Source organism: Streptomyces sp. NPDC102451, from assembly GCF_044765485.1.
GTDB lineage: Bacteria > Actinomycetota > Actinomycetes > Streptomycetales > Streptomycetaceae > Streptomyces.
On record NZ_JBIWKD010000007.1, the window covers coordinates 416,831 to 441,712 of the forward strand.

Annotated in this window: 25 protein-coding genes; 4 read left to right on the top strand and 21 right to left on the bottom strand. The window is 69.8% G+C overall.

The window, feature by feature from the left end; all coding sequences use genetic code 11:
* Positions 1–73: 73 nt before the first annotated feature.
* The 12 genes from ACIRD8_RS19570 to ACIRD8_RS19625 all read right to left on the bottom strand — a co-directional run bounded on the left by ACIRD8_RS19570 (position 74) and on the right by ACIRD8_RS19625 (position 12,056).
* Positions 74–2,902 (bottom strand): DEAD/DEAH box helicase, encoded by a 2,829-nt coding sequence (locus ACIRD8_RS19570; RefSeq protein ID WP_403992758.1) that lies wholly within the window; start codon positions 2,900–2,902, stop codon positions 74–76.
* Positions 2,903–2,951: 49 nt separating this feature from the next.
* On the bottom strand, positions 2,952–3,842 hold the full coding sequence (locus tag ACIRD8_RS19575) for a diacylglycerol kinase (RefSeq protein WP_403992761.1): 891 nt from the start codon (positions 3,840–3,842) through the stop codon (positions 2,952–2,954).
* 18 nt (positions 3,843–3,860) lie between these two features.
* Positions 3,861–4,823, bottom strand: a complete 963-nt coding sequence (gene tatC / locus ACIRD8_RS19580) for a twin-arginine translocase subunit TatC (RefSeq protein WP_403992764.1) — start codon at positions 4,821–4,823, stop codon at positions 3,861–3,863.
* Between the two features lie 49 nt (positions 4,824–4,872).
* Entirely contained in the window at positions 4,873–5,166 is a 294-nt protein-coding gene (gene tatA, locus ACIRD8_RS19585; protein ID WP_099178047.1) for a Sec-independent protein translocase subunit TatA, read from the bottom strand.
* A 213-nt stretch (positions 5,167–5,379) separates the two neighbouring features.
* Positions 5,380–5,577 carry a hypothetical protein gene (locus ACIRD8_RS19590; protein WP_030124836.1) on the bottom strand — a complete coding sequence of 66 codons (198 nt, stop codon included), beginning with the start codon at positions 5,575–5,577 and terminating at the stop codon, positions 5,380–5,382.
* Positions 5,578–5,600: 23 nt separating this feature from the next.
* Positions 5,601–5,876, bottom strand: coding sequence for a hypothetical protein (locus ACIRD8_RS19595; protein ID WP_403992767.1), 276 nt, complete (start codon positions 5,874–5,876; stop codon positions 5,601–5,603).
* A gap of 37 nt (positions 5,877–5,913) precedes the next feature.
* Positions 5,914–6,870, bottom strand: a complete 957-nt coding sequence (locus tag ACIRD8_RS19600; RefSeq protein WP_403992769.1) for a helix-turn-helix transcriptional regulator — start codon at positions 6,868–6,870, stop codon at positions 5,914–5,916.
* A 14-nt stretch (positions 6,871–6,884) separates the two neighbouring features.
* Positions 6,885–7,838, bottom strand: a complete 954-nt coding sequence (locus ACIRD8_RS19605; protein WP_403992772.1) for a helix-turn-helix transcriptional regulator — start codon at positions 7,836–7,838, stop codon at positions 6,885–6,887.
* A 115-nt stretch (positions 7,839–7,953) separates the two neighbouring features.
* Positions 7,954–8,328 carry an FKBP-type peptidyl-prolyl cis-trans isomerase gene (locus ACIRD8_RS19610; protein WP_014157205.1) on the bottom strand — a complete coding sequence of 125 codons (375 nt, stop codon included), beginning with the start codon at positions 8,326–8,328 and terminating at the stop codon, positions 7,954–7,956.
* 43 nt (positions 8,329–8,371) lie between these two features.
* Positions 8,372–9,304 (bottom strand): FKBP-type peptidyl-prolyl cis-trans isomerase, encoded by a 933-nt coding sequence (locus tag ACIRD8_RS19615; protein ID WP_403992775.1) that lies wholly within the window; start codon positions 9,302–9,304, stop codon positions 8,372–8,374.
* A gap of 121 nt (positions 9,305–9,425) precedes the next feature.
* The gene (gene pafA, locus ACIRD8_RS19620) at positions 9,426–10,787 is read right to left on the bottom strand and encodes a Pup--protein ligase (RefSeq protein ID WP_099178033.1); all 1,362 of its coding nucleotides are present in this window, start codon (positions 10,785–10,787) and stop codon (positions 9,426–9,428) included.
* 9 nt (positions 10,788–10,796) lie between these two features.
* Entirely contained in the window at positions 10,797–12,056 is a 1,260-nt protein-coding gene (locus tag ACIRD8_RS19625; protein ID WP_403992778.1) for an MFS transporter, read from the bottom strand.
* Positions 12,057–12,196: 140 nt separating this feature from the next.
* Between ACIRD8_RS19625 and ACIRD8_RS19630 the strand changes: the two genes are divergently transcribed.
* Positions 12,197–13,225 carry a LacI family DNA-binding transcriptional regulator gene (locus tag ACIRD8_RS19630; protein WP_403992781.1) on the top strand — a complete coding sequence of 343 codons (1,029 nt, stop codon included), beginning with the start codon at positions 12,197–12,199 and terminating at the stop codon, positions 13,223–13,225.
* Between the two features lie 64 nt (positions 13,226–13,289).
* Here ACIRD8_RS19630 and prcA read toward each other — a convergent pair whose 3' ends face one another.
* The 6 genes from prcA to arc all read right to left on the bottom strand — a co-directional run bounded on the left by prcA (position 13,290) and on the right by arc (position 19,468).
* Positions 13,290–14,171: a proteasome subunit alpha gene (prcA, locus tag ACIRD8_RS19635; protein ID WP_403992783.1), complete on the bottom strand. Its 882-nt coding sequence runs from the start codon at positions 14,169–14,171 to the stop codon at positions 13,290–13,292.
* Positions 14,172–14,226: 55 nt separating this feature from the next.
* Complete coding sequence (gene prcB / locus ACIRD8_RS19640) at positions 14,227–15,072, bottom strand: proteasome subunit beta (protein WP_403992786.1); 846 nt, start codon at positions 15,070–15,072, stop codon at positions 14,227–14,229.
* On the bottom strand, positions 15,024–15,617 hold the full coding sequence (locus tag ACIRD8_RS19645) for an endonuclease VII domain-containing protein (protein ID WP_403992789.1): 594 nt from the start codon (positions 15,615–15,617) through the stop codon (positions 15,024–15,026). The genes prcB and ACIRD8_RS19645 overlap by 49 nt, the downstream gene beginning before the upstream one ends.
* A gap of 6 nt (positions 15,618–15,623) precedes the next feature.
* Positions 15,624–15,842, bottom strand: a complete 219-nt coding sequence (locus tag ACIRD8_RS19650; RefSeq protein WP_099178027.1) for a ubiquitin-like protein Pup — start codon at positions 15,840–15,842, stop codon at positions 15,624–15,626.
* Between the two features lie 120 nt (positions 15,843–15,962).
* Positions 15,963–17,474: a depupylase/deamidase Dop gene (gene dop, locus ACIRD8_RS19655; protein WP_403992793.1), complete on the bottom strand. Its 1,512-nt coding sequence runs from the start codon at positions 17,472–17,474 to the stop codon at positions 15,963–15,965.
* 227 nt (positions 17,475–17,701) lie between these two features.
* Positions 17,702–19,468, bottom strand: coding sequence for a proteasome ATPase (gene arc / locus ACIRD8_RS19660; protein ID WP_099178025.1), 1,767 nt, complete (start codon positions 19,466–19,468; stop codon positions 17,702–17,704).
* A gap of 241 nt (positions 19,469–19,709) precedes the next feature.
* Here arc and ACIRD8_RS19665 point away from each other — a divergent pair, with 241 nt between their 5' ends.
* Complete coding sequence (locus ACIRD8_RS19665; RefSeq protein WP_403992796.1) at positions 19,710–20,021, top strand: ferredoxin; 312 nt, start codon at positions 19,710–19,712, stop codon at positions 20,019–20,021.
* 28 nt (positions 20,022–20,049) lie between these two features.
* Here the strand turns inward: ACIRD8_RS19665 and ACIRD8_RS19670 are convergent, their stop codons facing one another.
* From ACIRD8_RS19670 to ACIRD8_RS19680, 3 genes are all read right to left on the bottom strand, one after another.
* A complete protein-coding gene (locus tag ACIRD8_RS19670) occupies positions 20,050–20,649 on the bottom strand; it encodes a hypothetical protein (RefSeq protein WP_403992852.1) in 600 nt (199 codons plus the stop codon).
* A 197-nt stretch (positions 20,650–20,846) separates the two neighbouring features.
* Positions 20,847–21,752, bottom strand: a complete 906-nt coding sequence (locus ACIRD8_RS19675) for a tRNA (adenine-N1)-methyltransferase (protein WP_403992799.1) — start codon at positions 21,750–21,752, stop codon at positions 20,847–20,849.
* A 42-nt stretch (positions 21,753–21,794) separates the two neighbouring features.
* The gene (locus ACIRD8_RS19680; protein ID WP_403992855.1) at positions 21,795–23,045 is read right to left on the bottom strand and encodes a site-2 protease family protein; all 1,251 of its coding nucleotides are present in this window, start codon (positions 23,043–23,045) and stop codon (positions 21,795–21,797) included.
* A 170-nt stretch (positions 23,046–23,215) separates the two neighbouring features.
* On the opposite strand from ACIRD8_RS19680, the gene ACIRD8_RS19685 reads away from it, so the two are divergent.
* Positions 23,216–24,061 (top strand): RecB family exonuclease, encoded by an 846-nt coding sequence (locus ACIRD8_RS19685; protein ID WP_403992858.1) that lies wholly within the window; start codon positions 23,216–23,218, stop codon positions 24,059–24,061.
* 9 nt (positions 24,062–24,070) lie between these two features.
* Positions 24,071–24,742, top strand: a complete 672-nt coding sequence (locus tag ACIRD8_RS19690; protein ID WP_099178019.1) for a response regulator transcription factor — start codon at positions 24,071–24,073, stop codon at positions 24,740–24,742.
* The last annotated feature ends 140 nt before the right edge of the window (positions 24,743–24,882 follow it).

The following is a 24,882-nucleotide window of genomic DNA, read 5'->3' on the forward strand; positions in this document are numbered from 1 at the left end:
TCATCTCACCCGCGGGGAGAGCCGCTCATCGGGAGAGACGCTCATGGGGAGAGACGCTCATGGGGAGAGACGCTCACCCCACGGAGCTGTACGCCACCACACCCCGCAGCACCGCGTCGACGGCCTTGTGGGCGTTCTTCGCGACCGAACTCCCGTCCCGGGGCGCGGCGGCCGCGATCTGGCCGAGCACGTCGATGACCTGCTTGCACCACCGCACGAAGTCGCCGGCCGGCATCTCCGCCTCGCGCAGGACCTCGTCCAGCGTCCGCCCGGAGGCCCACATGTAGACCGCCCAGGCGAAGCCGAGGTCGGGCTCGCGCTGGCCGACCCCTTCCGTCTGGCTGATCTTGAAGTCCTCCTCCAGGGCGTCGAGCCGGCCCCAGATGCGGATCATCTCGCCCATCGCCGCCTTCGCGGGTCCCGAGGGCAGCTTGGGCGCGACCGCGTCGTCCGCCTGACGCGCCTCGTAGACCAGCGCCGAGACGCACGCGGCGAGTTCGGCGGGGTTGAGCCCCTCCCAGACGCCGTCCCGCAGGCACTCGCTGGCCAGCAGGTCGAGCTCTCCGTAGAGCCGTGCCAGCCGCCGGCCGTTGTCGGTGACCTCGTTGCCCCGCAGGTAGTCCATCTCGGTCAGGAGCGCGACGATGCGGTCGAAGGTCCGGGCGATGGTGTTCGTCCGGCCCTCGATGCGGTGCTCCAGCTGCCGTGTGTCGCGCTGCAGCCGGTGATAGCGCTCGGCCCACCGTGCGTGGTCCTCACGCTCGTCGCACCCGTGGCAGGGGTGCGCGCGCAGCTCCGTGCGCAGCCGGGCGATCTCACGGTCGTCGGCCGCGGCGGCCCGTGGCTTACGGTGCCGTCCCGGGTCGATGTGCCCCGCCTTGCTCCGCAGCGCGGAGGCCAGGTCGCGGCGGGACTGCGGTGAGCGCGGGTTGAACGACTTGGGCACCCGCATCCGCTCCAGCGCCTCGACGGGCACCGGGAAGTCGATCTGGGCCAGCCGCTTGACCTGCCGCTCGGCGGTCAGCACCAGGGGGCGCGGTCCGTCGTGGTACTCCAGCCCGCGATGGCCGTTGGTCCGCCCGGCGGGCAGCCCCGGGTCGAGCACCAGGGCGAGGCCGGCGAACTTGCCGGTGGGGACGTGGATGACGTCACCGGGCTTCAGCTTCTCCAGGGACGCGGAGGCGGCGACCCGCCGCTGGGCGGCACCCTGCTTGGCCAGCTCCGTCTCGCGGTCCTTGAGGTCGCGGCGCAGCCGTGCGTACTCCTCGAAGTCCCCGAGGTGGCAGGTCATGCCCTCCTTGTAGCCCGCGAGGCCCTCCTCGTTGCGCTGGACCTGCCGGGAGATCCCGACGACGGACCGGTCGGCCTGGAACTGCGCGAAGGAGGTCTCCAGCAGCTCGCGCGAGCGGTGCCGCCCGAACTGCTGGACGAGGTTGACGGCCATGTTGTACGAGGGCCGGAAGCTGGAGCGCAGCGGATACGTACGCGTCCCGGCGAGTCCGGCGAGCGCGCCGGGATCCATCCCCCGCTGCCACAGGACGACCGCGTGGCCCTCGACGTCGATGCCCCGGCGCCCGGCCCGCCCGGTCAGCTGGGTGTACTCGCCGGGGGTGATGTCGGCGTGCTGCTCGCCGTTCCACTTGACGAGCTTCTCCAGCACCACGGAGCGCGCGGGCATGTTGATGCCGAGAGCCAGGGTCTCGGTCGCGAAGACCGCCTTGACCAGGCCGCGGACGAACAGCTCCTCCACGACCTCCTTGAAGGTCGGCAGCATGCCGGCGTGGTGCGCCGCGATGCCCCGCTCCAGGCCTTCGAGCCACTCGTAGTAGCCGAGGACGTGCAGGTCCTCGCCGGGGATGGAAGCGGTCCGCTCCTCGACGATCTCCCGCACCAGCCGGCGCTTGTCCTCGTCGTTGAGCCGCAGCCCGGCCTGGAGGCACTGCTGCACGGCCGCCTGGCAGCCGGCCCGGCTGAAGATGAACGTGATGGCGGGCAGCAGCCCCTCGGCGTCGAGCCGGTCGATGACCTCGGGCCTGGACGGGGTCCAGATGCGGCTGCGCTGACGGCGCTCCCGCTCCCGGTCGGCCTCGCGCACCATCTTGCCGCGCCGGCGCTCGCGCGGGTTGTATCCGCGCTGGTTCTCCATGCGGGCGAGCCGGACGAGGTCGGGGTTGACCTCGCGCCTGCCGGTGCCCCGGCCGCCGTGGTCGGTCTCCTCCTCGAAGAGGTCGTACATCCGGCGTCCGGCCATGACGTGCTGCCACAGCGGCACCGGCCGGTGCTCGGAGACGATCACCTGCGTGTCGCCGCGGACGGTGTCCAGCCAGTCGCCGAACTCCTCGGCGTTGGACACGGTGGCCGACAGCGAAACCAGGGTCACGGACTCCGGCAGGTGGATGATCACTTCCTCCCACACGGCGCCCCGGAAGCGGTCCGAGAGGTAGTGCACCTCGTCCATGACCACATGACCGAGGCCGATGAGGGCCTGGGAGCCGGCGTAGAGCATGTTGCGCAGGACCTCGGTCGTCATGACGACCACGGGTGCGTCCGCGTTGACGCTGTTGTCACCGGTCAGCAGACCGACCTTGTCCGCGCCGTAGCGCCGGACGAGATCGGTGAACTTCTGGTTGGACAGGGCCTTGATGGGCGTGGTGTAGAAGCACTTGCGCCCCTGCTGCAGGGCCAGGTGTACGGCGAATTCACCGACGATGGTCTTGCCCGACCCGGTGGGGGCCGCGACCAGCACCCCCTTGCCGGCCTCCAGTGCCTGGCAGGCCTCGATCTGGAACGGGTCCAGTCCGAATTCGTACATCTCGCGGAAGGGCCCGAGGGCCGTGGCCTGCTCGGCCGCACGGACCCGAGAAGCCTGGTATCGCTCAGCTGGTGAGAGGTCCTCTGTCATCTTGATACGAGCCTACCCGCCCCGTATGACAGTCAGCCCGATCTTTATTTCACGGTGCAAGGACCCTGACCGCGCCGGGTACGCAGGTGGCGGTGAGCGGCAGCGCGCCCAGCGGTTCGCCGTCCGCGTACGCCGTGACGCCGGCCGCGGCCAGCTCTATCGAGGACACCCGGTGCACGGTGACCGCGGGGTGCCCCAGGTGCGTGCCCTTGTACACCTTCGGGAAGACCTTGAGCAGGGTGGTCCGGCTGCAGTCGCCGACCACGGTCACGTCGAAGAGCCCGTCGTCCATGACCGCGTCGGCGCAGATCCGCATGCCGCCGCCGTACGTGGTGCCGTTGCCCACGGCGATCAGCGTCGCCTCGATCTCGGTGACCGGGCCGCCGTCCAGCCGGAGCCGGTACGGGATAGGCCTGAAGGCGGCCAGCTCGGCCAGGATCGCCAGGTCGTACTTGAAGCGCCCGCCGACCCAGCGCATCCGGTTGCCCCGGTCGTTGACCCGCGAGTCGAAGCCGGAGGCCAGCACGGAGCCGAACCAGCGCTCGTCCGTCCGGCCCAGGTCGATCGCGCGCGCCGTGCCGGCCTTGAGCGCCTCGGCGGCCAGCCGCCCGGCAGCGGCCGGATCGCGGATCGGAAGCCCGAGGGCGCGGGCGAAGTCGTTGCCGGTGCCGACGGCCACGGCGCCGAGCGGCGTCGAGGTCCCGGCGACGGCCTGCAGGGCGAGGGACATCATGCCGTCCCCGCCCACGGCTATCAGTGCTCCGGTCCCGTACGCCACGGCCTCCCGGGCACGTCGCAGTGCGTCGTCGGCGTCCTCGCCGAGGACGGTCCGTACGGAGAAGCCGGCGTCCCGCAGAGCGGAAGCGGCCGGCTGCGCGGCACGCGCGCCCCGGCCGCTCCCCGCGGTGGGATTGACGAAGAGGGTGATCTCGCTGGTCACCCGCGGGACCTTACAAGGTCAGGTGATGTCGTCGTAACCGTTGATCCCGTGCGACCGTCCGCCGTCCGCGTCGCCGCTCGCCTGCTCGGGCAGTGCGGGCCGGGAGGCCACCGGTTCCACGGCGCCGACCGTCTCGGGGGTGAGGTCCAGGCTGGACGCCTCGTCGTCGTCGAGCTCGGCATCGGGGTTGGCCCGCCGCCTGCGCTTGTCGTTGAGCAGCGAGATGCCGACGGCGATGAAGTAGAGCACCGCGAGCGGGCCCGCGAGCAGCAGCATCGAGATGGGCTCGCCGCCGGGTGTGGCGATGGCCGCGAACGCGGTCAGTCCGACGATCATGCCGCGCCACCAGCGCAGCATGCGGGCGCCGGTCAGGACGCCGGTCAGGTTGAGCAGGATGAGCAGGAGCGGCAGCTCGAAGGCGAGCCCGAAGACGATCACCATGCGGGTGATCAGGTCCAGGAAGTCGTCCAGCGGCAGCAGGTTCTTCACGTTGTCGGGGGTGAAGCCGAGCATGATCTGCGCGGTCTGCGGCAGGATGGCGTACGCCAGGTAGGCACCGGCGACGAAGAGCGGCACCCCCGCCGCGACGAACGCGATCGAGTAGCGCTTCTCCTGCTTGTGCAGGCCGGGGGCGACGAAGCCCCACAGCTGGTAGAGCCACACCGGGGTGGCCACCAGCACGCCTGCCATCAGGGACACCTTCAGCGCGATGGTGAACGGCGACAGCAGGCCGTTGGTGGTCATCTCCGCGCAGGGCCGGCCGTTGATCATGGTCACGGCGCCGTTCTTGCAGCCGACCGAGTCCAGGATCGGCTTCATCAGGAACTCGAAGATTTCCTTCTGGAAGAACGCCGCCGCGATCACGGCGATGACGATCGCCAGGACCGACTTCAGCAGGCGGTTGCGCAGCTCACGCAGGTGATCGAGGAGGGGCATCCGCCCCTCGTCGTCCTTCTCCTGCTTGCGGGCAGACTTGAGCAACCCACTTCCCTCGTCTCGTGCAACAGCGTCCGGTGGTGCGGATCAGCCGTCAGCTCTGGGTGGTGGGCTTGGCCTCGTTGACCGGGCGGGAGCTGGTGACGTCTCCCGGAGCGGCCTGGATGGTGCGGGCGGTCGCCGCGGGCGGGGTGGTGTCGGCCACGGTCTCCGTGGTGGGCGCCGCGGGATCCGCGTCGTCCTTCTTCATGGCCTTGGCCTCGCTCTTGAGGATGCGGGCCGACTTGCCGAGCGAACGCGCCATGTCGGGAAGCTTCTTGGCACCGAAGAGCAGCAGGATGACAACGATGATCAGAACGATCTCGAGGGGCTTCAGATTGCCGATCATGTGCGACTTCCTTCTCACTGAGGCGTCCGGGGGGTGGGCTCGCTACCCGTTCGACCGGACAGATGTCCGACCTTCGCGCTGGCAGCGATCGTAACCCGCAGGGGTAAACGTGAGGCAATGCCCGTGCGTACTCCCGCTTGCGGCCCACACCTCCCTGCCTGGGCCGCTCCAGAAGCGTACCCCCCGAACCGGTGAATCAGGAGGCCGCGCCTGCTAGCGCAGTGCCTCTCCGGTGTCGGCGAGAGTCGTGGCCGCTCGTTCGAGATCCTCGGCCGCTCGGTTGATCCGCTGCGTGGTCGCGGCCACCTGTCCGGCGAGCCGCTGTGCCTCGACGAAGACCTTGACGGCCAGCACGCCGAGCACGGCAAGGCCGGCGAATCCCAGAGCGATGGCGAGCATGGGCCAGAACATGGACGGATCCTCGATGTTTCTCGTCACCGCAGGGCGGTGTGAAGGCGCAGTGTCCGCACCCCGCCGCCGCTGAGGAGCTCGATGATGCGCTCCCCGGCCGGCTTGCGGACCGCGGACCCGCACGCGGGACACGTGAAGGAGTAGAAGGTCGTACGACGGCTGGCGCCTATGGCCAGCCGCAGCGCGCCCGCCATGAGCTCGAACCGCTCACGGCAGTCCGGGCAGGCGGCCCGGAAGCGTACGGCGTCGGGCACCGGGACCGGAACCGGTCCGTTCTGCGTGCTCGATATCGCGGTCATGGGGCCTTCGTCTCCTCGGTGCACCGGTGGCCGCCCCTCAGAGCGCGCCGTCGTAGGCGGCCAGTGCCTCACGCGCCGCCAGCCGGGCGCTCTCGGCCAGGTCGGGGGGCGATGTGATGCGTCCTTCGCCGCCCAGCCGCAGGGCGAGCCTGCGCAGGGAGGCCGGATCGGGGGTGCGGAGCGTGATCCGAAGGCCGCCGTCGGGCAGCTCCTCCGCGCTGTCGTGCGGGTAGTACTCGGCGACCCAGCGGCCGCCGGGGCCGACCTCGATCACGACCTCCGGGTCCTCGGCGGCGGGCTGGACCAGCCCCTCCGAGAGATCACGCAGTTCCAGCTCCGGCGGTGCGGACGGGGCGTCGAGGATACGGATCTCGGCGACCCGGTCGAGCCGGAACGTACGCCGCGCCTCGGTGAGCCGGCACCAGCCCTCCATATAGGTGTGGCCGACGGCGAACAGCCGGATCGGGTCCACCTCGCGCTCGGTCAGCTCGTCGCGGGCGGGCGAGTAGTAGCGCAGCCAGAGGCGGCGCCGCTCGGAGATCGCCCGGTCGACGTCGGCGAAGACACCGCCCTCGGACTCGAAGGTGACCGAGAGCCGTGAGCTGGCGGCGCCCACCTCACCGGCCGCCGTCTCCAGCTTCGCGGTCGCGCGCACCAGCGCCTGCCGGTCGCTCTCCCGCAGGCCGGGGAGCGTGGCGACGGCGCGGGCCGCGACGAGCAGGGCGGTCGCCTCGTCGGCGGCGAGCCGCAGCGGCTCCGCGACGTCGTCCGGGTTGTGCCACCAGATCCGGTCGCCGTCGGTGTCGATGTCGAGCAGGTCACCGCCGCGGAAGCTGGTCCCGCACATGGGGAGCACGTCGAGGTCGGAGATCAGCTCGTCCTCGGTGATCCCGAAGGCCCGGGCGACGTCCTGGACGTGCGCGCCGGGGCGCTCCCGCAGGTACGTCACGAGGGAGAGCATCCGCCGGGTCTGGTCGATCGCGTTCGTGGCCACGAGTACGGGTCCCCTCAGTCCTTGGCCACGGCGCGCAGCCGGTCCATCACGTCGGCCCGCAGATCGGCGGGCTCGCTCACGATCACGTCGGGCCCGAACTCCACGAGCCAGGCGTCCAGCCCGTGCCCGTACGGGATCTCCAACTCGTCCCAGCCGTCACCGAGTTCCCGTACGGATATCGCGCGGGAGCGCAGCGGGTAACCGGAGCCGGCCCGCAGCCTGATGCGGGCGGTCCTGGTGGCGGTCTCCCCCGCCCAGCTCTCCACGGTCTCCCGGACGGTCACTGCGTCGGGGACCGGGGCCGTGAAGGCACCGGCGCGGGAGCGGACCCGGCCCGAGATCCGGGACAGCCGGAAGACCCGCTCGGCCCCCCGGTCGCGGTCCCAGCCGGCCAGGTACCAGTGGCCGCGCCAGCACTCCAGCGTCCACGGCTCGACCTGGCGCTGCTCCGGGCGGGCGGCATTGCCCTTGCGGTAGTCGAAGGTGACCGGGCGGCGGTCCCGGCAGGCGAGCATCAGCGGTTCGAAGGCGGCCTCGTGGACCGGGATGCGGGGTTCGAGGGCGCTGTGCACCTCGTAGGTGTCCTCGGCCTCCGGCATGCCGGCGGCCCGCAGCTTCTGCAGGGCACCGCTGGCGGCGCCGGCGAGCCGGGCCTGCTGCCAGACCTTGGCGGCGAGCCCGAGGGCCGCGGCCTCCTCGGCGTCCAGGGTGATGGGGGGCAGCCGGTTGCTGTCACGGCGCGCGAGGTATCCCGTATCGCCGTCCAGATTCTCCACGGTCTCGATGATCAGGCCGAGTTCACGCAGATCGTCCTTGTCGCGTTCGAACATCCGGTTGAAGGATTCGTCGGAGCCCGCCTCCAGGTAGGCCTCGATGGACCCGCGGAGCTCACGCTTGCTGAGCGGGCGCCGGGTACCCAGCAGACACAGTGCCAGGTTCATCAGCCGTTCGGCCTTGGCAATCGCCATCGACGCCCTTTCTCGACGTGCTCTCCGACCGTCGACCGTACCGCCCCGGGGTGTCCGGACCAAAGCGAGGGCCCGTGCCTTGCGGCACGGGCCCCGACTGCTGTAGACGGACGGATCAGACGCCCACGAGGTCGCAGACGAAGATCAGCGTCTCGCCGGGGGCGATGGCGCCGCCGCCCGCGCCGCGGTCGCCGTAGGCGAGGTGCGCGGGGATGGTCAGCTGGCGACGGCCGCCGACCTTCATGCCCTGGACGCCCTTGTCCCAGCCTGCGATGACCTGGCCGGCACCGAGCTGGAACTGCAGCGGGGTGCCGCGGTTCCACGAGGCGTCGAACTCCTCGCCGGTGGAGAAGGCCACACCGACGTAGTGCACGGAGACGGTCTGACCCGCCTGGGCCACCGGTCCGTCGCCCTCCCAGATTTCCTTGATCTCCAGGTCGGCCGGCGGCTCGCCACCCGGGAAGTCGATCTCGGGCTTGTCGATGCTCACTGAACTGCTCCTCTTACTGATGAACTGCGTAACCGGGACAGTCTTACATCTTCGCCAGGATGTCCACGGCGAACACGAGGGTGGACTTGGCGGGGATGGACTGCTGCGCCTTGTCGCCGAAGGCCTGGTCCGGCGGGATGACGAGCAGCACACGGCTGCCGACCTTCTTGCCGATCAGCCCGTTCTTGAGACCCTTGAGGGTGACCTGGGCCAGCGGGAACGTCTGGGTCTTGCCGGTCTGGTAGGTGCTGTCGAAGGCCTTGCTGCCCTTCCAGAGCAGACCCACGTAGTTCACGACGACGCTGTCGGTCTCCTTGACGACGTCACCCTTGGACTCCAGCACGTAGTTGGAGACCAGCTTCTTCGGCGGGTCGCTCTTGGGGATCGTGACGGTCGGCGCCTTGCCGTCGGTCTTGGTACCGACCTTGGGCAGGTCGATGTTGTCCTGGGCGACCTCCGTGCCCTCGGCGGAAGCCGGGACCGTCGTCGCCTTCACGATGTCGACGACGAAGACGAGGGTGGCGTTCGGCTTGATGTCGCCCTGGCCCTGCTCGCCGTAGCCGAGGTCCGGCGGAATCACCAGCTCGACGCGGCTGCCGACCTTCTTGCCGAGGAGCCCCTTGTCCCACCCCTGGATGACCATGCCCGCGCCGAGCGTCAGATCGAAGGGCTGCTTGCGGTCGAAGCTGTTGTCGAACGGCTTGGCGGAGTCCCAGGCCTGTCCGAGGTAGTTGACCTGGATCGCGTCGCCGTTCTTGAGCTTCGCGCCGTCACCCTCACTGATGACGTCGGTCTTCAGTTCCTTGGGAGGATCGCCCTCACCCTTCGCCAGAGTGGGCTTCTCCCCGAACTTCGCTCCCGCGGTGATCGCGGGAAACTCGTCCTGGGAGGCGGAGTCGGAGGCCTTGTCGTTGCCGCATGCCGCCGTGGACAGCAGCAGTAGGGGGACGACGAGAAGGCCGGCAAGTCGGCGCACTGGTTCCTCAGATCTCAGACGGCACGTGAACGGTCCCCGACACTCTAGGCGGACGGAAGGGCCCCGTACGAGGAACGTACGGGGCCCGGTCGCCTAAGGGGCGGGACATTCCTGTCCCGGATCACATGCCCGCGATCAGCTTCTCCACCCGGTCGTCGACGGAACGGAAGGGGTCCTTGCACAGCACGGTGCGCTGCGCCTGGTCGTTGAGCTTGAGGTGGACCCAGTCGACGGTGAAGTCCCGCCGCTGTTCCTGGGCCCTGCGGATGAAGTCGCCGCGCAGCCGCGCCCTGGTCGTCTGCGGGGGCACCGATTTGCCCTCGAAGATCTTCAGGTCGTTGCAGATGCGGGCGGCCTGGCCCTTGCGTTCCAGGAGGTAGTAGAGCCCGCGCCGGCGGTGGATGTCGTGGTAGGCGAGGTCTATCTGGGCGACCCGCGGATTCGACATGGTCATGTTGTTCTTGGCCCGGTACCGCTCGATGAGCTTGTACTTCATGACCCAGTCGATCTCGGTGCCGATCCGGTCGAGGTCCTCGGCCTCGATGGCGTCCAGGGTGCGGCCCCACAGCTCGAGGACCTGGTCGACGGTGCCGGTGCGGATGCCGCGGCGCTCGACGAAGTCGACGGCCTTCTCGTAGTACTCGCGCTGGACCTCGATGGCCGATGCCTCGCGGCCGCTGGCCAGGCGCACCTTGCGCTGTCCCGTGATGTCGTGGCTGACCTCGCGGATGGCCCGGATCGGGTTCTCCAGGGTCAGGTCGCGCATCACGGTGCCCGCCTCGATCATGCGCAGCACGAGGTCGGTGGCGCCGACCTTGAGCAGCATGGTCGTCTCGGACATGTTGGAGTCACCGACGATGACGTGGAGACGGCGGTACCGCTCGGCGTCGGCGTGCGGTTCGTCCCGGGTGTTGATGATCGGGCGGGAGCGCGTCGTCGCGGAACTGACGCCCTCCCAGATGTGCTCGGCCCGCTGGCTCACGCAGTAGACGGCTCCGCGCGGCGTCTGCAGCACCTTGCCGGCACCGCAGATCAGCTGACGGGTGACGAGGAACGGAATGAGGATGTCCGCGAGCCGGGAGAATTCTCCGTGCCGGGCCACGAGGTAGTTCTCGTGGCACCCGTAGGAGTTTCCAGCCGAGTCGGTGTTGTTCTTGAAGAGATAGACGTCGCCCGCGATTCCCTCCTCGTGCAGGCGGCGTTCGGCGTCGACGAGCAGTCCTTCGAGAATGCGCTCGCCCGCCTTGTCGTGCGTGACCAGTTCGGTCACGTTGTCGCATTCGGGTGTCGCGTATTCCGGATGCGATCCCACGTCGAGGTAGAGGCGGGCGCCGTTCCGCAGGAAGACATTGCTGCTGCGGCCCCATGACACAACACGGCGGAAGAGGTAGCGCGCCACTTCGTCAGGTGACAGTCGGCGCTGTCCCCTGAACGTGCACGTGACGCCGTACTCGTTCTCCAGCCCGAAAATGCGGCGGTCCATGACTGAACATTACGCCTTACGGCCTGAGCTGAAACCGGGTTCGGCAGCACCGTTTCGATCATTTTCCGAACCGGCCACAACTGCGGGCGTACGCCCGGGAGCTGCGAGGACCCTTCCGGTGGCCAGCAGGACCAGCAGCGCCACCACTCCACCGGCCCCGGCGACGGCGAAACTCCACGCCGTCCCGCCGAGCTCGACAGCCGGGCCCGCCACCGCCGTTCCGGCGGCCGCGCCCACCCCGAAGGTCGTCACGAGCCAGGAGAACGCCTCGGTCACGGTGCCCTGCGGCGCGTGCCGGTCCACGACGATGAACGAGCAGGCGATGGCCGGGGCCAGGAAGACCCCGGCGAGTGCCGACAGTGCGGTCATGGCGGGCACCCCGGGCGTCAGCATCAGCGGCAGATAGCCCAGGGCCAGCAGCGCCACGATGACCCGCAGCCTGCGTTCGGGCGCCCCGGCCCACTGCCGCGCCCCGTACGCCGCGCCACCGATCAGCGCGCCGAGGCCGAGCGCGGCCATCAGCCAGCCGTACACGGACTCCCGGCCGTGGTCGTCGGCGTACGCGACGCCGGCCACCGTGATCGAGCCGAGAGCGAGCCCCACGAAGAAGAAGGCCCCCAGCAGGGCGAGCAGCCCCGGGGAGCGCAGGGCGCCGAGCCAGTGCGCCTCGCGGGGCGCGGAGCGCCACACCCTGGAGGGCTCGGACAGGACGACGGACAGCGCTCCCAGGACCCCGATGGCGTTGATGACCAGGAGTGCGGCGGCCGGTGACCAGAGGGACACCAGGACCGTCACCAGGAGCGGCCCCACGGTGAACATGACCTCCTGGGCCACGGCGTCCATGGCGTACGCCCGGTGCACCCGGTCCTCCCGGCCCAGGACCGTCGGCCACAGGGCCCGCAGACCGCCCTCCAGCGGGGGCGTGAACACGCCGGCCACGACGACCGCCGCGTACGCGGCCGGGAGCGAGCCGAGACCGATCAGGGCGAGCACGGCCATCCCGAGCGCCGAGACGACCGCCGCGGGCAGCTGGACGCGCGGCTGACCGTACAGGTCCACGGCCCGGCCCAGCAGGGGCTGCCCCACCGCCGTGGCCAGTCCGTACGCCGCCGCGAGGGCGCCGGCCAGCGTGTAGCTGCCGCCCTCGGCGCGGGTGAACAGGACGATCGCGATGTGGGCGGTGCCGTTCGGCAGCCGCCCCACCAGGGTGCCCGCCAGCAGCCGGGCGGCGTGCCGCGTCCGGAGGATGTCCAGATAGCCCGCGGCCATGTCCGCCCCTCTCCCCCGACGGTGCCACACCTCGGGGTTTTACGTATAACTTCGACGCTCATACGTACCATGTGGGCAGCTCGGGAGTCCATCCCGCCACGACCCCCGCAGCATCCGACCGGCCCAGCACGGAGGCACGAGTGAGCAGCACGCGGCAACCGGCCCCACCTCGGCCCACCAGCCGTGACGTGGCGCGGGCAGCGGGTGTCTCGCAGGCGACGGTCTCGCTCGTCCTCGGTGACAAATGGCGGGGCCGGGTGTCGTCGGCGACCGCCGAGCGGGTCCGCGGCAGCGCCCGTGACCTGGGCTACCGGCCGAACCTCGCGGCCCGCAGTCTCCGGATGGGCCGCACCCGCACCGCCCTCCTCGTCGTCCCCGCGCTCACCAACGAGTTCTTCGCCCGGGTCTACACGGGTGCCGCGGCCGTCGCCGCCGAGCACGACTTCGGCGTGGTCCTCTATCCCTCCCCCGACGGCACCGGCCCCGCCCGGGACCCGTTCGACCCGGCGCGCGCGGCGCTCGACGGGGTGATCGCCTCGTCGATGGCGGCGGACGCCCTGGGGGCGCTGCGGGGCGCGGACCTGCCGCTGGTGATGCTGGACAGCGACCCCGGGGACCAGGGCGCCGCGGCCCACGTGAACCTCGCCATCGCGGACGGCATGCGCCAGGTGACGGACCACCTGCTGGGCCTCGGCCACCGCCGGATCGTGCACCTCGCCTCCGCCGTGGACACCTGGACCTTCACGGTGCGTGCCCAGGCGCTGCGGGAAGCCGTGGGGGACGTCCCCGGGGCAGTCCTGCGTACGGTGCGCGCCCCGCTGGACGTACGGGCGGGGCGCGAGGCCGCCGAGAGGGTCCTGGCCTCCCCCGGCCCCCTGCCCACGGCCATCGTCTGCGACGACGACATCCTGGCGGCCGGCGCCTGCAAGGCGGTGCGCAGACGGGGGCTGCGGGTGCCCGACGACATCTCCGTGACCGGTTTCGACGACCTGGCGCTCGCCACGGCGGTGGAACCGGAGCTCACCACCGTGCGCCTCCCGGCCGAACAGGTCGGCGAGCGGGGCATGAGCGCCCTGCTGGCCGCCCTCGACGGCCGCCCCGCGGAGCAGCACGACCTCCCCGTCCGTCTGGTGGTCAGGGGCTCGACCGCGCCCCCGGCCACGGCATGACAAAGCCCTCCGGCCACCGCGTGCGGCGGCCGGAGGGCTCCGTCCGGAATTCTTCCGGAGCCGGCTACTCCTTGGAGGCCTCGCCCGTGTCCTGTGCCGGACCGTCGGCACCCTTCGCGGGGGTGTCGGTGCCCTTCGCCGGGGTGTCGGTGCCCTTCGCGGGGGTGTCGGTCCCGGCGGCCGGGGTGCTGCCGCCTTCGGGCTCCTCCGTGTCGGACGGGGCGTCCGTCGGGGTCGCCCCGGCACCGTCCGCGTCCAGCAGCCTGGTCAGCTGCCGGCCGACGATCCGCTTGAACTTGCGCTGCTGCGGCCTCGTGCGGTCCAGGACCGCGACCTCCAGCCGCTCGGCGGGGATCTCCCGCTCATTGCCGTTGGCCTCGCGGGACAGCGCCTGCACGGCCAGCTTCAGCGCCTCGGCGAGCGACATCCCGTCGCGGTGGCGCTGGTCCAGGAAGCTGCTGATCTGCTCGGCGTTCCCGCCGACCGCGACCGAGCCGTGCTCGTCCACGATCGATCCGTCGTGCGGCAGCCGGTAGATCTGGTCGCCCTCGGGCCCGGCGCCGACCTCGGCGACCACCAGCTCCACCTCGTACGGCTTCTCGGCCGCGCTGGAGAAGATGGTGCCGAGCGTCTGCGCGTAGACGTTGGCCAGCCCACGGGCCGTCACATCGTCGCGGTCGTAGGTGTACCCCCGCAGATCGGCGTAGCGCACGCCGCCGATACGGAGGTTCTCGTACTCGTTGTACTTGCCGGCGGCGGCGAAGCCGATCCGGTCGTAGATCTCGCTGAACTTGTGCAGCGCACGGGACGGGTTCTCGCCGACGAACACAATGCCGTCGGCGAACTGCAGCACAACCAGGCTGCGACCACGGGCGATGCCCTTCCGGGCGTATTCCGCCCGGTCGGCCATGGCCTGCTGAGGTGAGACATAGAACGGCGTCGACACCGGCTATCCGTCCCTTTCTGTCAGTGACGAGTGCATCGGAGAAGCATCGGGCCGGTCAGAGCAGCGCGGCGCGGGGGCCGTCGGGCTGCTCCAGGCGGCGCTCCAGGATCGCGCGCGCGATCTCCGAGGATTCCGTGTCGTCCAGCCTGCGGAAGCCCTCGTCGGTGATGACGGTGACGATCGGATAGATCCGGCGGGCCACGTCCGGGCCGCCGGTCGCCGAGTCGTCGTCGGCCGCGTCGTACAGCGCCTGCACGACCAGGGTGAGTGTCTGCTCCTCCGTCAGGTCGTCGCGGTACAGCTTCTTCATCGACCCGCGCGCGAAGACGGAGCCTGAGCCGGTGGCCGCGTAGCCGCGCTCCTCGGAACGGCCGCCGGTCACGTCGTAGGAGAAGATCCGGCCCTTGTCGCGGTCGACGTCGTACCCGGCGAACAGCGGGACGACCGCCAGGCCCTGCATGGCCATCGCCAGATTGCTGCGGATCATGGTGGAGAGCCGGTTGGCCTTGCCCTCCAGCGAGAGCGTGGCGCCCTCGACCTTCTCGAAGTGCTCCAGCTCCAGCTGGAACAGCTTGACCATCTCCACGGCGAGACCCGCCGTGCCGGCGATCCCCACCGCGGAGTACTCGTCGGCCGGGAACACCTTCTCGATGTCGCGCTGCGCGATCATGTTCCCCATGGTCGCCCGCCGGTCACCGGCGAGGACCACTCCGCCGGGGAACGAGGCCGCGACGATCGTGGTGCCGTGCGGCGCCTCGACGGCGCCCTGCAGCGGCGGCAGGCTGCGGTTGCCGGGAAGGATCTCGGGTGAGTGGTCGGACAGGAAGTCCATGAACGACGACGAACCCGGCGTCAGGAAGGCAGCTGGTAGACGCCCGGTGCTACGAGTGTTGGCTTCCACGCGTTTCCCTCCACGTATGCGGCTGCACGCCTTATGGCATCCGGCCGATCTTTGAGCTGCCCCAGGGCTGCGTTGCAGCTGAAGCACAGTACGCCACGGACCCTACCCGTCTTGTGACAGTGATCCACATGCTCCGCCGGAGCAGTCAGACAGATACAGCAAACACCCTTCTGAGCGGCGATCAAGTCACCCAAATCGGCCGGGCTGAGGCCGTACTTGCGCTGGAAGTAACTGACCCGATTCCGCTCGGCTCGGCATGGACGGCAGTAACTCGACCAGCCGTCGGAGGACGACTTGTTGCGTTCCCACTGGTCGTGCGGTTTCACCTCGCCGCACTGGGGGCAACGCTTGTGTCCGCGCTGCACCGGTACCTTGACTCGGACGGACCTGCCTCTGGCCTCCTGGCGCTGCCGATAGTACTCAGCAGAGCATTCCCGGCAGTACGCCTGGAGGCCGTCGCGCATAGCCCTGTTACTGGCGAAGGACTCCGTCGGCAGAGCCTTCCGGCAGCGAGAGCATTTCTTCCCGGCAGGAATATCGGACATTAAGTCCTATTCCCCGCCCTTCTGAACAAATGACCTCACGAAGTCCTCGGCATTGGACTCGAGTACGTCGTCGATCTCGTCCAGGACGTCGTCGACGTCCTCGTCCAGCTTCTCCTGCCGCTCCTTGAGGTCCTCGGAGGCCTGCGCGTCCTGCGTCTGCTCCTCGGTCTCCTCGGTGGAACGTGTCGCCTTCTGCTGTCCGCCGCCGGTGTCCTTGGTCGCCATCTAGCTCACCCCGCTCGGTTCGAAGCACTTGATCAGACCCTACCTACGGGGTCCGACATTGGCCCGGTACTTTCCTCAACGTCCGGAGGTCATCTGATTGATTCCCAGCCGGGACGCCTTTCAGCCCCCCGTCAGGGTCCGGACCAGCTCATCCGCGGTACGGCAACGGTCCAGGAGGTCCTTGACGTGGGCGCGTGTACCCCGCAGCGGTTCCATCGTGGGGACCCGTTGCAGCGAGTCACGGTCGGGCAGGTCGAAGATGACCGAGTCCCAGGAGGCCGCGGCGACGTCGTCCGCGTACTGCTCCAGGCAGCGGCCCCGGAAATAGGCCCTGGTGTCCTCGGGAGGCTTCGTACGGGCCCGCTCGACGTCGCTCTCGTCGAGGAGCCGCTTGATCTTCCCGCGGGCCGCCAGCCGGTTGTACAGGCCCTTGTCGGCCCGTACGTCGGCGTACTGGAGGTCCACCAGGTGCAGGCGCGGGGCGTCCCAGTCCAGGCCGTCACGGCGCCGGTAGCCCTCCATGAGCTCCCGCTTGGCGATCCAGTCCAGCTCGCCCGAGAGGCTCATCGGGTCGTTCTCCAGGCGGTTCAGGGTGTCCTCCCAGCGGGCCAGGACATCCTTGGTCTGCTCGTCCGCGTCCGCGCCGTACCGCTCCTCGACGTACTTGCGGCCCAGCTCGAAGTACTCCATCTGGAGCTGTACCGCGGTGAGCGTCCGGCCGCTACGGAGGGTGACCAGCTGCTTGAGCGTGGGGTCGTGCGAGACCTGGTGCAGGGTGCGGACCGGCTGGTCGACCGCAAGGTCGACGTTGATGAAGCCGTCCTCGATCATGGCCAGGACCAGTGAGGTGGTGCCGAGCTTCAGATAGGTCGAGATCTCGGAAAGGTTCGCGTCGCCGATGATCACATGGAGCCTGCGGTACTTCTCGGCGTCGGAGTGCGGTTCGTCGCGGGTGTTGATGATGGGGCGCTTGAGGGTGGTCTCCAGGCCGACCTCGACCTCGAAGTAGTCGGCGCGCTGGCTGATCTGGAACCCGTGCTCACGGCCGTCCTGGCCGATGCCGACCCGGCCGGCGCCCGTGACCACCTGGCGGGAGACGAAGAACGGGGTCAGATGGCGCACGATGTCCGAGAAGGGGGTCTCCCGCTTCATCAGGTAGTTCTCGTGCGTGCCGTAGGACGCGCCCTTGTTGTCGGTGTTGTTCTTGTACAGATGGATCGGCTGGGCCCCGGGGATCGCGGCGGCCCGCTCGGCCGCTTCCGCCATCACCCGCTCGCCGGCCTTGTCCCAGAGCACCGCATCCAGCGGATTGGTGATCTCCGGTGAGCTGTATTCGGGGTGCGCGTGGTCGACGTAGAGCCGCGCACCGTTGGTGAGGATGACATTGGCCAGGCCGATGTCCTCGTCGGTGAGCTGGCTGGAGTCGGCGGTCTCACGGGCGAGGTCGAAGCCTCGCGCGTCGCGCAGCGGGTTCTCCTCCTCGAAGTCCCAGCGGGCGCGGCGCGCCCGGTGCATCGCCGCCGCGTAGGCGTTGACGATCTGGGACGAGGTGAGCATGGCATTGGCGTTGGGTTGACCGGGGACGGAGATCCCGTACTCCGTCTCGATGCCCATCACTCGCCGTACGGTCATGCGGCCCTCCTTGCCCGGCGTCGCTCCCGTCCGGGAGCGGCGCTCAAGTACCGCTGCTGGTCCGCGGTGCCCGTCCCCGCACTGCGCGACTCGGCGGTACGGCAGAGCCTAGAGCGCCTCTGCGCCGGTGGGGAGATCAATTGCGTCATTGTTCGGGTGTGGCCGGAGCTGCCGGGAAAACGGCCGGCTGCGGATACCCTGCCGGGCATCCGCAGCCGGTCTGCGTTTTACAGGTACTGTCCGGTATTTGCCACCGTGTCGATGGAGCGACCGGTGTCTGCGCCCTGCTTTCCGGTGACGAGTGTGCGGATGAACACGATCCGCTCGCCCTTCTTTCCGGAAATCCTGGCCCAGTCGTCCGGGTTGGTGGTGTTGGGCAGGTCCTCGTTCTCCTTGAACTCGTCCACGCAGGCCTGGAGGAGATGGGAGACGCGCAGGCCCTTCTGGCCCTGCTCGAGGAATGCCTTGATGGCCATTTTCTTTGCCCGGTCCACGATGTTCTGAATCATCGCTCCGGAGTTGAAGTCCTTGAAGTACAGGACTTCCTTGTCGCCGTTGGCGTAGGTGACCTCGAGGAAGCGGTTCTCCTCGGATTCCGTGTACATCCGCTCCACGACGGACTGGATCATCGCGTGGGCGGCGGCCTCCTTCGAGCCGGTGTGCTCGGCCAGGTCGTCCGAGTGCAGCGGCAGCGACGGCGTGAGGTACTTCGCGAAGATGTCCTTCGCGGCCTCCGCGTCCGGACGCTCGATCTTGATCTTCACATCGAGACGGCCGGGCCGCAGGATCGCGGGGTCGATCATGTCCTCACGGTTGGAGGCGCCGATGACGATGACGTTCTCCAGGCCCTCCACACCGTCGATCTCGGCGAGCAGCTGGGGGACGATGGTGTTCTCCACGTCCGAGCTGACACCGGAACCACGGGTGCGGAAGAGGGATTCCATCTCGTCGAAGAAGACGATGACGGGGGTGCCCTCGCTCGCCTTCTCCCGGGCACGCTGGAAGACGAGGCGGATGTGCCGCTCGGTCTCACCGACGTACTTGTTGAGGAGCTCGGGGCCCTTGATATTGAGGAAGTAGCTCTTCCCCGCGGGCTGACCGGTGACCTCGGCGACCTTCTTGGCCAGTGAGTTGGCGACGGCCTTGGCGATGAGTGTCTTGCCGCAGCCCGGAGGGCCGTAGAGCAGGATGCCCTTCGGCGGACGGAGTTCGTGCTCCTTGAAGAGGTCCGGGTGGAGGTACGGGAGCTCGACCGCGTCACGGATCAGTTCGATCTGGTCGCCCAGGCCGCCGATCTTGTTGTAGTCGATGTCCGGGACCTCTTCGAGAACGAGCTCCTCGACCTCGCTCTTGGGGACCACTTCGTAGACGTAGCCGGACCTGGGTTCGAGCAGGAGGGCGTCGCCGGGGCGGATGGTGATGTCCAGGAGAGGCTCGGCGAGCCTCACCACCCGTTCCTCGTCGGTGTGCCCGATGACCAGGGCGCGCTCGCCGTCCTCGAGGATCTCCTTGAGGGTGACGATGTCCCCGGCCCGCTCGAATTCCATGGCCTCGACCACGTTGAGCGCCTCGTTGAGCATGACTTCCTGGCCTCGCCTGAGGCCTTCGAGCTCGACGCTGGGGCTGACGTTCACCCGGAGCTTGCGGCCCCCGGTGAAGATGTCACAGGTGTCGTCCTCGTTGGCCTGCAGGAAGACACCGAAGCCGGCCGGTGGCTGTGCGAGCCGGTCGACCTCCTCCTTGAGGGCCACGATCTGGTCGCGGGCCTCCCGGAGTGTGTTGGCGAGCCGCTCGTTCTGCGCGGACACGCCTGCCAGGTTGGTCTGCAACTCGACGATCCGCTCTTCGAGAATCCTCGTATGACGCGGAGAGTCGGCGAGCTTACGTCGCAGGACGGCGATTTCCTGCTCGAGATAGGCGACCTGGCCGGCTGGGTCTTCTGACCCCCGCCCGGGCCGGATGCCGCGGTTGATGTCGTCGTCGTGGGCTGCCACGGTCCTCACCTCCTCCAAGGGGAGCTGGACGCTTCCTGACCCTACCTGGGTGGGTGGTGATTGAAACCCCTAGATCACAAAGACCCGGGACTCTGTCCGATCTTCACCCTTGCGCTCTCCCTCACGCCAAGGGAATACCCACCCTTCGGCACCGGAAAGCAGCCGGTTGTATCGTCGAAGCGTTCAACACCCGTCAGGGCTGGCTTCAATTGGTGCAGATACGCAGGGAACGGCAGGACACATGACCGTGCAGCAGGACGCTCCGGGCGACAGCGACACGCAGGACCTCGAGGTCTGGATCGACCAGGATCTCTGTACGGGCGACGGCATCTGCGTGCAGTACGCACCCGAGGTGTTCGAGCTGGACATCGACGGTCTGGCGTACGTCAAGAGCGACCAGGACGAGCTCCTCCAGGACAAGGGCGCCACCACACCGGTGCCGCTGCCGCTCCTCCAGGACGTCGTGGACTCGGCCAAGGAATGCCCGGGCGACTGTATTCATGTACGTCGCGTTTCGGACAACGTGGAAGTCTTCGGGCCCGACGCCGAGTGAGGGCGCGGAGGGCTGCGCGTCGTACGGCTCAGACGCCCTGTGCGGTGCTGCCGGCGGGGCCGGTGGACTTGATGAACGCGTTGCCCTTCCACTGCCAGGAGGCGTTCTCCAGCTCGTCCGGGCAGCAGCGCGGTACGTCGGTGGAGGAGTAGCCGAGCAGGGTCGCCGACACCCGGCCGTCACGGACGGTGAAGTCGGTGACGTTGAGTTTCTGAGCGGGGTCCACCAGGGTCGCCACGACCCGGGGTGCGGCCCCGCTCGGCCGTGTCACGACGTAGATGCCGCTGGGCGGGGTGCCCGACCCCGCGGCGCAGCGTACGACGGCGACCGTCTCGGGGCCGCCGTCGCCGTCGAGGTCTCCCGGGGCGCTGTCGGCCACGGTGTGTCCAGCCGGGCCGCAGTCGAGGGGGAAGGTCACGCCCTTCGGGTCGGGCGCCGTCGCGGCGGGCGCGCTCCCGTGCTGCGTGGTGACGTCGCCGTGCTCGGACGCGGAGGCCGTCGCGGTGGCCGCGTCGGGCTGGAGCAGGCCCGCGACGGCGACGACCGCGGCCATCGCGGTCGCCGTGGCGAGCCAGTGCACCGGCTTGGCGTCGGTGTGCGCGAGGTCCGGGAGCGCGGAGGTCTGCACGCGGTATGTCTCCTGTGGTTCCTGGGGGCCCGGGTAGGCGGTGCCGAACGGTCGTCGGCGGGTGGGGGTGGCCAGCATCGTGCCACACCTCACACCTGAGGGGAACGGCGGGGTCGTCGCGGCCGACGGAAAGGCGCCGCCGCCGGGCTCCCGGGTCGGTCCGGGAACTCGGCGGCGGCGCCTGCGCGTTGTACGGGTCAGTCGGTGGCGGAGCCGCTCCGGCTGCCGGGACCGCTGTAGTCCTCGCCGTAGGCGCCCTTGGAGGGGCGGCGGCGGCGCAGCGGCGGCTCGACGCCGTCCGCCAGACGGCGGGCGGTGACGAGGAAGCCGGTGTGGCCGATCATCCGGTGGTCGGGGCGGACGGCCAGGCCTTCGACGTGCCAGTTGCGGATCATCGACTCCCAGGGCTGCGGTTCCGCGAAGCAGCCGATCTCCCTGATGGACTCGACGGTCCGCGAGAGCTGGGTCGTGGTCGCGACGTAGGCGCAGAGGATGCCGCCGGGCACCAGGGCCTTGGACACGGCCTCCAGGCACTCCCACGGGGCGAGCATGTCGAGGACGACACGGTCGACGTCGGTGTCCGAGAGGTTGTCCTGAAGGTCGCCGACGGTGAGCTGCCAGGCGGGGTGCGGCGAGCCGAAGTAGCGCTCGACGTTCTGCTGGGCGATCTCGGCGAAGTCCTCGCGGCGCTCGTAGGAGTGCAGCATGCCCTGCTCGCCGATGGCGCGCAGCAGGAAGGTGCTGAGCGCACCCGAGCCGACGCCGGCCTCGACGACGCGGGCGCCGGGGAAGATGTCACCGAAGGCCAGGATCTGGCCCGCGTCCTTCGGGTAGACCACGGCGGCACCGCGGGGCATGGACAGGACGTAGTCGGGGAGCAGGGGGCGCAGCGCGAGGTAGGCGACGTTTCCCGTGGTACGGACAACACTGCCCTCGGGAGCACCGATCAGCTCGTCGTGCGGGAAAGAACCCTTGTGGGTGTGGAAGTTCTTTCCGGCCTCGAGCGTGAAGGTGTAGTGGCGTCCCTTGGGGTCGGTGAGCTGGACCTGGTCCCCGACTTTGAATGGGCCGCGACGGCGGGCGGCACCGGTCGGTTCGGACATGTGACCAGCCTACCGGTATTTCGGGGGCCGCTTTCCGGGGCGTCAGGCCGAGGGACGGGCCATGGCCTTGACGAAGGCGCGTTCGACGTCGGCGGTGGAGAGGACGCCGTAGATCTCGCCGGTCTCCTCGACCACCAGGTACTCGGTGGCCGGGGTGGCCTTCAGCCGGTCCAGGAGGGCTTCGCCGGCGAGTTCGGCGGGGACCTTCATACCGTCGGTGATGTCCTGGGCGAGGCCGCTGACGGCCACCCAGGGCCGGCGGTGTTCGGGGACGCCGACGATGGCCGCCTCCCGTACGACGCCCTTGGGGCTGCCCTGTCCGTCGACGACGACCAGGGCGCGGGCGCCGGCCTCGTTGGCGCGGCGGAGCGCCTCGGAGAGCGGGGTGGCGGACTCGACGGGGACGGCCCGCCGGGTGAGGGCGCGGGCCTTGAGGTCGGGGAGGTGTTCGCGCAGGCGGGCCATGCGCAGGCTGTTGCCGGCCCCGGTCCAGATGATGCCGCAGAGGATCGCGGCGAGCAGTGCGTCGGTGACGGTCTCCACACCGCTGATCTCGCTGGTGTCGTTGCCGAGGGCGCCCGTGTGGGTGAGGAGGGGCAGGCCGATCAGGACGGTGACCGCCAGGCCCCGGCCGACCCACGCGGCGGCGACGGTGCCGCTCATCGGCTTGCCGGTGATCTTCCAGACGACGGCGCGGAGCATGCGGCCGCCGTCCAGGGGGAGCCCGGGCAGCAGGTTGAAGGCGGCGACGATGAGGTTGGAGATCATCAGTCCGGCGAGGAGCACGCCGGGGACGGTGCCCGCTTCGACGAACTGGAGCGGGATGTAGAAGAGCCCGCCGAGGACGAGGGAGAGCAGGGGCCCCACGAAGGCGAGGACGAATTCGCGGCCCGGGGTCTCGGATTCCTTCTCGATCTCGGAGACGCCGCCGAAGAACTGGAGCTGGATGCGGCGCACCGGCAGCTTGTAGCGCAGGGCGGCGACGGTGTGGGCGAGTTCGTGGACGAGCACGGACGCGTAGAAGGCGATCGCGAAGAAGAGCGCGACCAGGTAGCGGGCTCCGCCGAGGTCGGGCAGGACGCGGTCGAGCTGTCCTCCGAAGACCCAGGTGATCAGGGCCGCGACGACGAACCAGCTGGGTGCCACGTAGACCGGCACACCGAAGGGGCGCCCCATGAGGAGGCCGCCGCCCGGCTCCGCCGCGCGGCGCGGTTTTCCCTTGTCCGGTCCGGAGCCGGGGCCCGTGCCCCCTGCGCCGGGCTGCGGGCGCCCGCTGTCGCCGCTCTCGTCCACGGGGTCCCTTCGGTCGGTGGCTTCTGCCACGATCATGCTGTGTGCGAGCTCTGTCGTCGATGGTATGCCGCTGGGTGTCAGTGGCGGGCCGTAGGGTCTGCCACATGACGTCCGTACCGCGCCCGCCTCAGCCACCCTCGTCCCTGTCGCCGTCGCGCGCGAACGATTTCATGCAGTGCCCCCTGCTGTACCGCTTCCGGGTCATCGACAAGCTCCCCGAGAAGCCCAGTGAGGCTGCTACCCGGGGCACGCTGGTGCATGCGGTGCTTGAGCGTCTGTTCGACGCCCCGGCGGTGGACCGTACGGCGCCCAGGGCCAAGGCGCTGATCCCCGGGCAGTGGGACCGGCTGCTGGAGTCGAAGCCCGAGCTGACGGAGCTCTTCGAGGGCGATCCCGGAGGGGAGCGGCTCGCGGGGTGGCTGGGCGAGGCGGAGCGGCTCGTGGAGCGGTGGTTCTCGCTGGAGGACCCGACCCGCCTGGAGCCGGCCGAGCGTGAGCTGTTCGTCGAGACGGAGCTGGAGTCGGGGCTGAAGCTGCGCGGCGTGATCGACCGCGTCGATGTCGCCCCGACGGGTGACGTCCGCATCGTCGACTACAAGACGGGCAAGGCGCCGCGGCCGGAGTACGCGGAGGGGGCGCTCTTCCAGATGAAGTTCTACGCCCTGGTGGTGTGGCGCCTGAAGAAGGTGGTGCCGCGCCGGCTGCAGCTGGTCTATCTCGGCAGCGGTGACGTGCTGACGTACGACCCCGTTCCCGCCGACCTCGAGCGGGTGGAGCGCAAGCTGCTGGCGCTGTGGGAGGCGATCCGGCTGGCCACCGAGACGGGCGAGTGGCGGCCGAGGCCGACGAAGCTGTGCGGCTGGTGCGACCACCGGGCGGTCTGCCCCGAATTCGGCGGGACTCCCCCGGTCTATCCGCTGTCCGTGCGCCCGCCCGAATCGGTGGAGGCTGTGCAGGGCAGAATGGAGCCGGCCCGGTCCGAGGCCGGTCAGCCCGTGGCCCTCGAAGGCCCTTAAGGAGATTACGTGGCCATCCGCGTCCTGCTCGTCGATGATCAACCACTGCTGCGCACCGGTTTCCGGATGATCCTGGAGGCGGAGGGTGATCTGGCGGTGGTCGGTGAGGCCGGTGACGGCCTGCAGGCCATCGAGCAGGTGCGGGCTCTGCAGCCCGATGTCGTGCTCATGGACATCCGGATGCCGCGGATGGACGGGGTCGAGGCGACCCGCCAGATCACCGGCCCCGGTCGGGACGGCCCGGCGAAGGTCCTGGTGCTGACCACGTTCGACCTCGACGAGTACGTGGTGGAGGCGCTGCGCGCCGGCGCAAGCGGCTTCCTGCTGAAGGACGCACCGGCCAACGAGCTGGTGCAGGCCATCCGGGTGGTCGCCGCGGGAGAGGCGATGCTGGCGCCGAGCATCACGCGCCGGCTGCTCGACAAGTACGCCGACCATCTGCCCTCGGGCGAGGACCCCGTTCCGGACGCCCTGCACACCCTCACCGAGCGTGAGGTCGAGGTGCTGAAGCTGGTGGCGCGCGGGCTGTCCAACGCGGAGATCGCGGCCGACCTGTTCGTGAGCGAGACGACGGTCAAGACGCACGTCGGCCATGTGCTGACGAAGCTGGGCCTGCGCGACCGTGTGCAGGCCGCCGTCTACGCCTACGAGAGCGGGCTGGTGCGCCCCGGCGCCCAGTGACCGGAGGAACGTGAAGACCGGCGCGGGGGGGGGGCGGCGGGCCCCGGCCCCGCCCGGGGGGGGGGGGGGGGGGCGGGGGGGGCCCCGGGGGGGCCCCCCCGCGGGGGGGGGGGCGGGGCGTTTTGTGGGCCCAACACACC

Excerpts from the sequence above, each read along its gene's own strand:
- ACIRD8_RS19650 (WP_099178027.1), bottom strand. The coding sequence starts at position 15,842 with ATGGCGACCAAGGACACCGGCGGCGGACAGCAGAAGGCGACACGTTCC.
- dop (WP_403992793.1), bottom strand. The coding sequence starts at position 17,474 with ATGACCGTACGGCGAGTGATGGGCATCGAGACGGAGTACGGGATCTCC.
- ACIRD8_RS19665 (WP_403992796.1), top strand. The coding sequence starts at position 19,710 with ATGACCGTGCAGCAGGACGCTCCGGGCGACAGCGACACGCAGGACCTC.
- ACIRD8_RS19590 (WP_030124836.1), bottom strand. The coding sequence starts at position 5,577 with ATGTTCTGGCCCATGCTCGCCATCGCTCTGGGATTCGCCGGCCTTGCC.
- ACIRD8_RS19675 (WP_403992799.1), bottom strand. The coding sequence starts at position 21,752 with ATGTCCGAACCGACCGGTGCCGCCCGCCGTCGCGGCCCATTCAAAGTC.
- ACIRD8_RS19685 (WP_403992858.1), top strand. The coding sequence starts at position 23,216 with ATGCAGTGCCCCCTGCTGTACCGCTTCCGGGTCATCGACAAGCTCCCC.
- ACIRD8_RS19645 (WP_403992789.1), bottom strand. The coding sequence starts at position 15,617 with ATGTCCGATATTCCTGCCGGGAAGAAATGCTCTCGCTGCCGGAAGGCT.
- tatA (WP_099178047.1), bottom strand. The coding sequence starts at position 5,166 with ATGATCGGCAATCTGAAGCCCCTCGAGATCGTTCTGATCATCGTTGTC.
- ACIRD8_RS19595 (WP_403992767.1), bottom strand. The coding sequence starts at position 5,876 with ATGACCGCGATATCGAGCACGCAGAACGGACCGGTTCCGGTCCCGGTG.
- ACIRD8_RS19605 (WP_403992772.1), bottom strand. The coding sequence starts at position 7,838 with ATGGCGATTGCCAAGGCCGAACGGCTGATGAACCTGGCACTGTGTCTG.
- ACIRD8_RS19625 (WP_403992778.1), bottom strand. The coding sequence starts at position 12,056 with ATGGCCGCGGGCTATCTGGACATCCTCCGGACGCGGCACGCCGCCCGG.
- ACIRD8_RS19570 (WP_403992758.1), bottom strand. The coding sequence starts at position 2,902 with ATGACAGAGGACCTCTCACCAGCTGAGCGATACCAGGCTTCTCGGGTC.
- pafA (WP_099178033.1), bottom strand. The coding sequence starts at position 10,787 with ATGGACCGCCGCATTTTCGGGCTGGAGAACGAGTACGGCGTCACGTGC.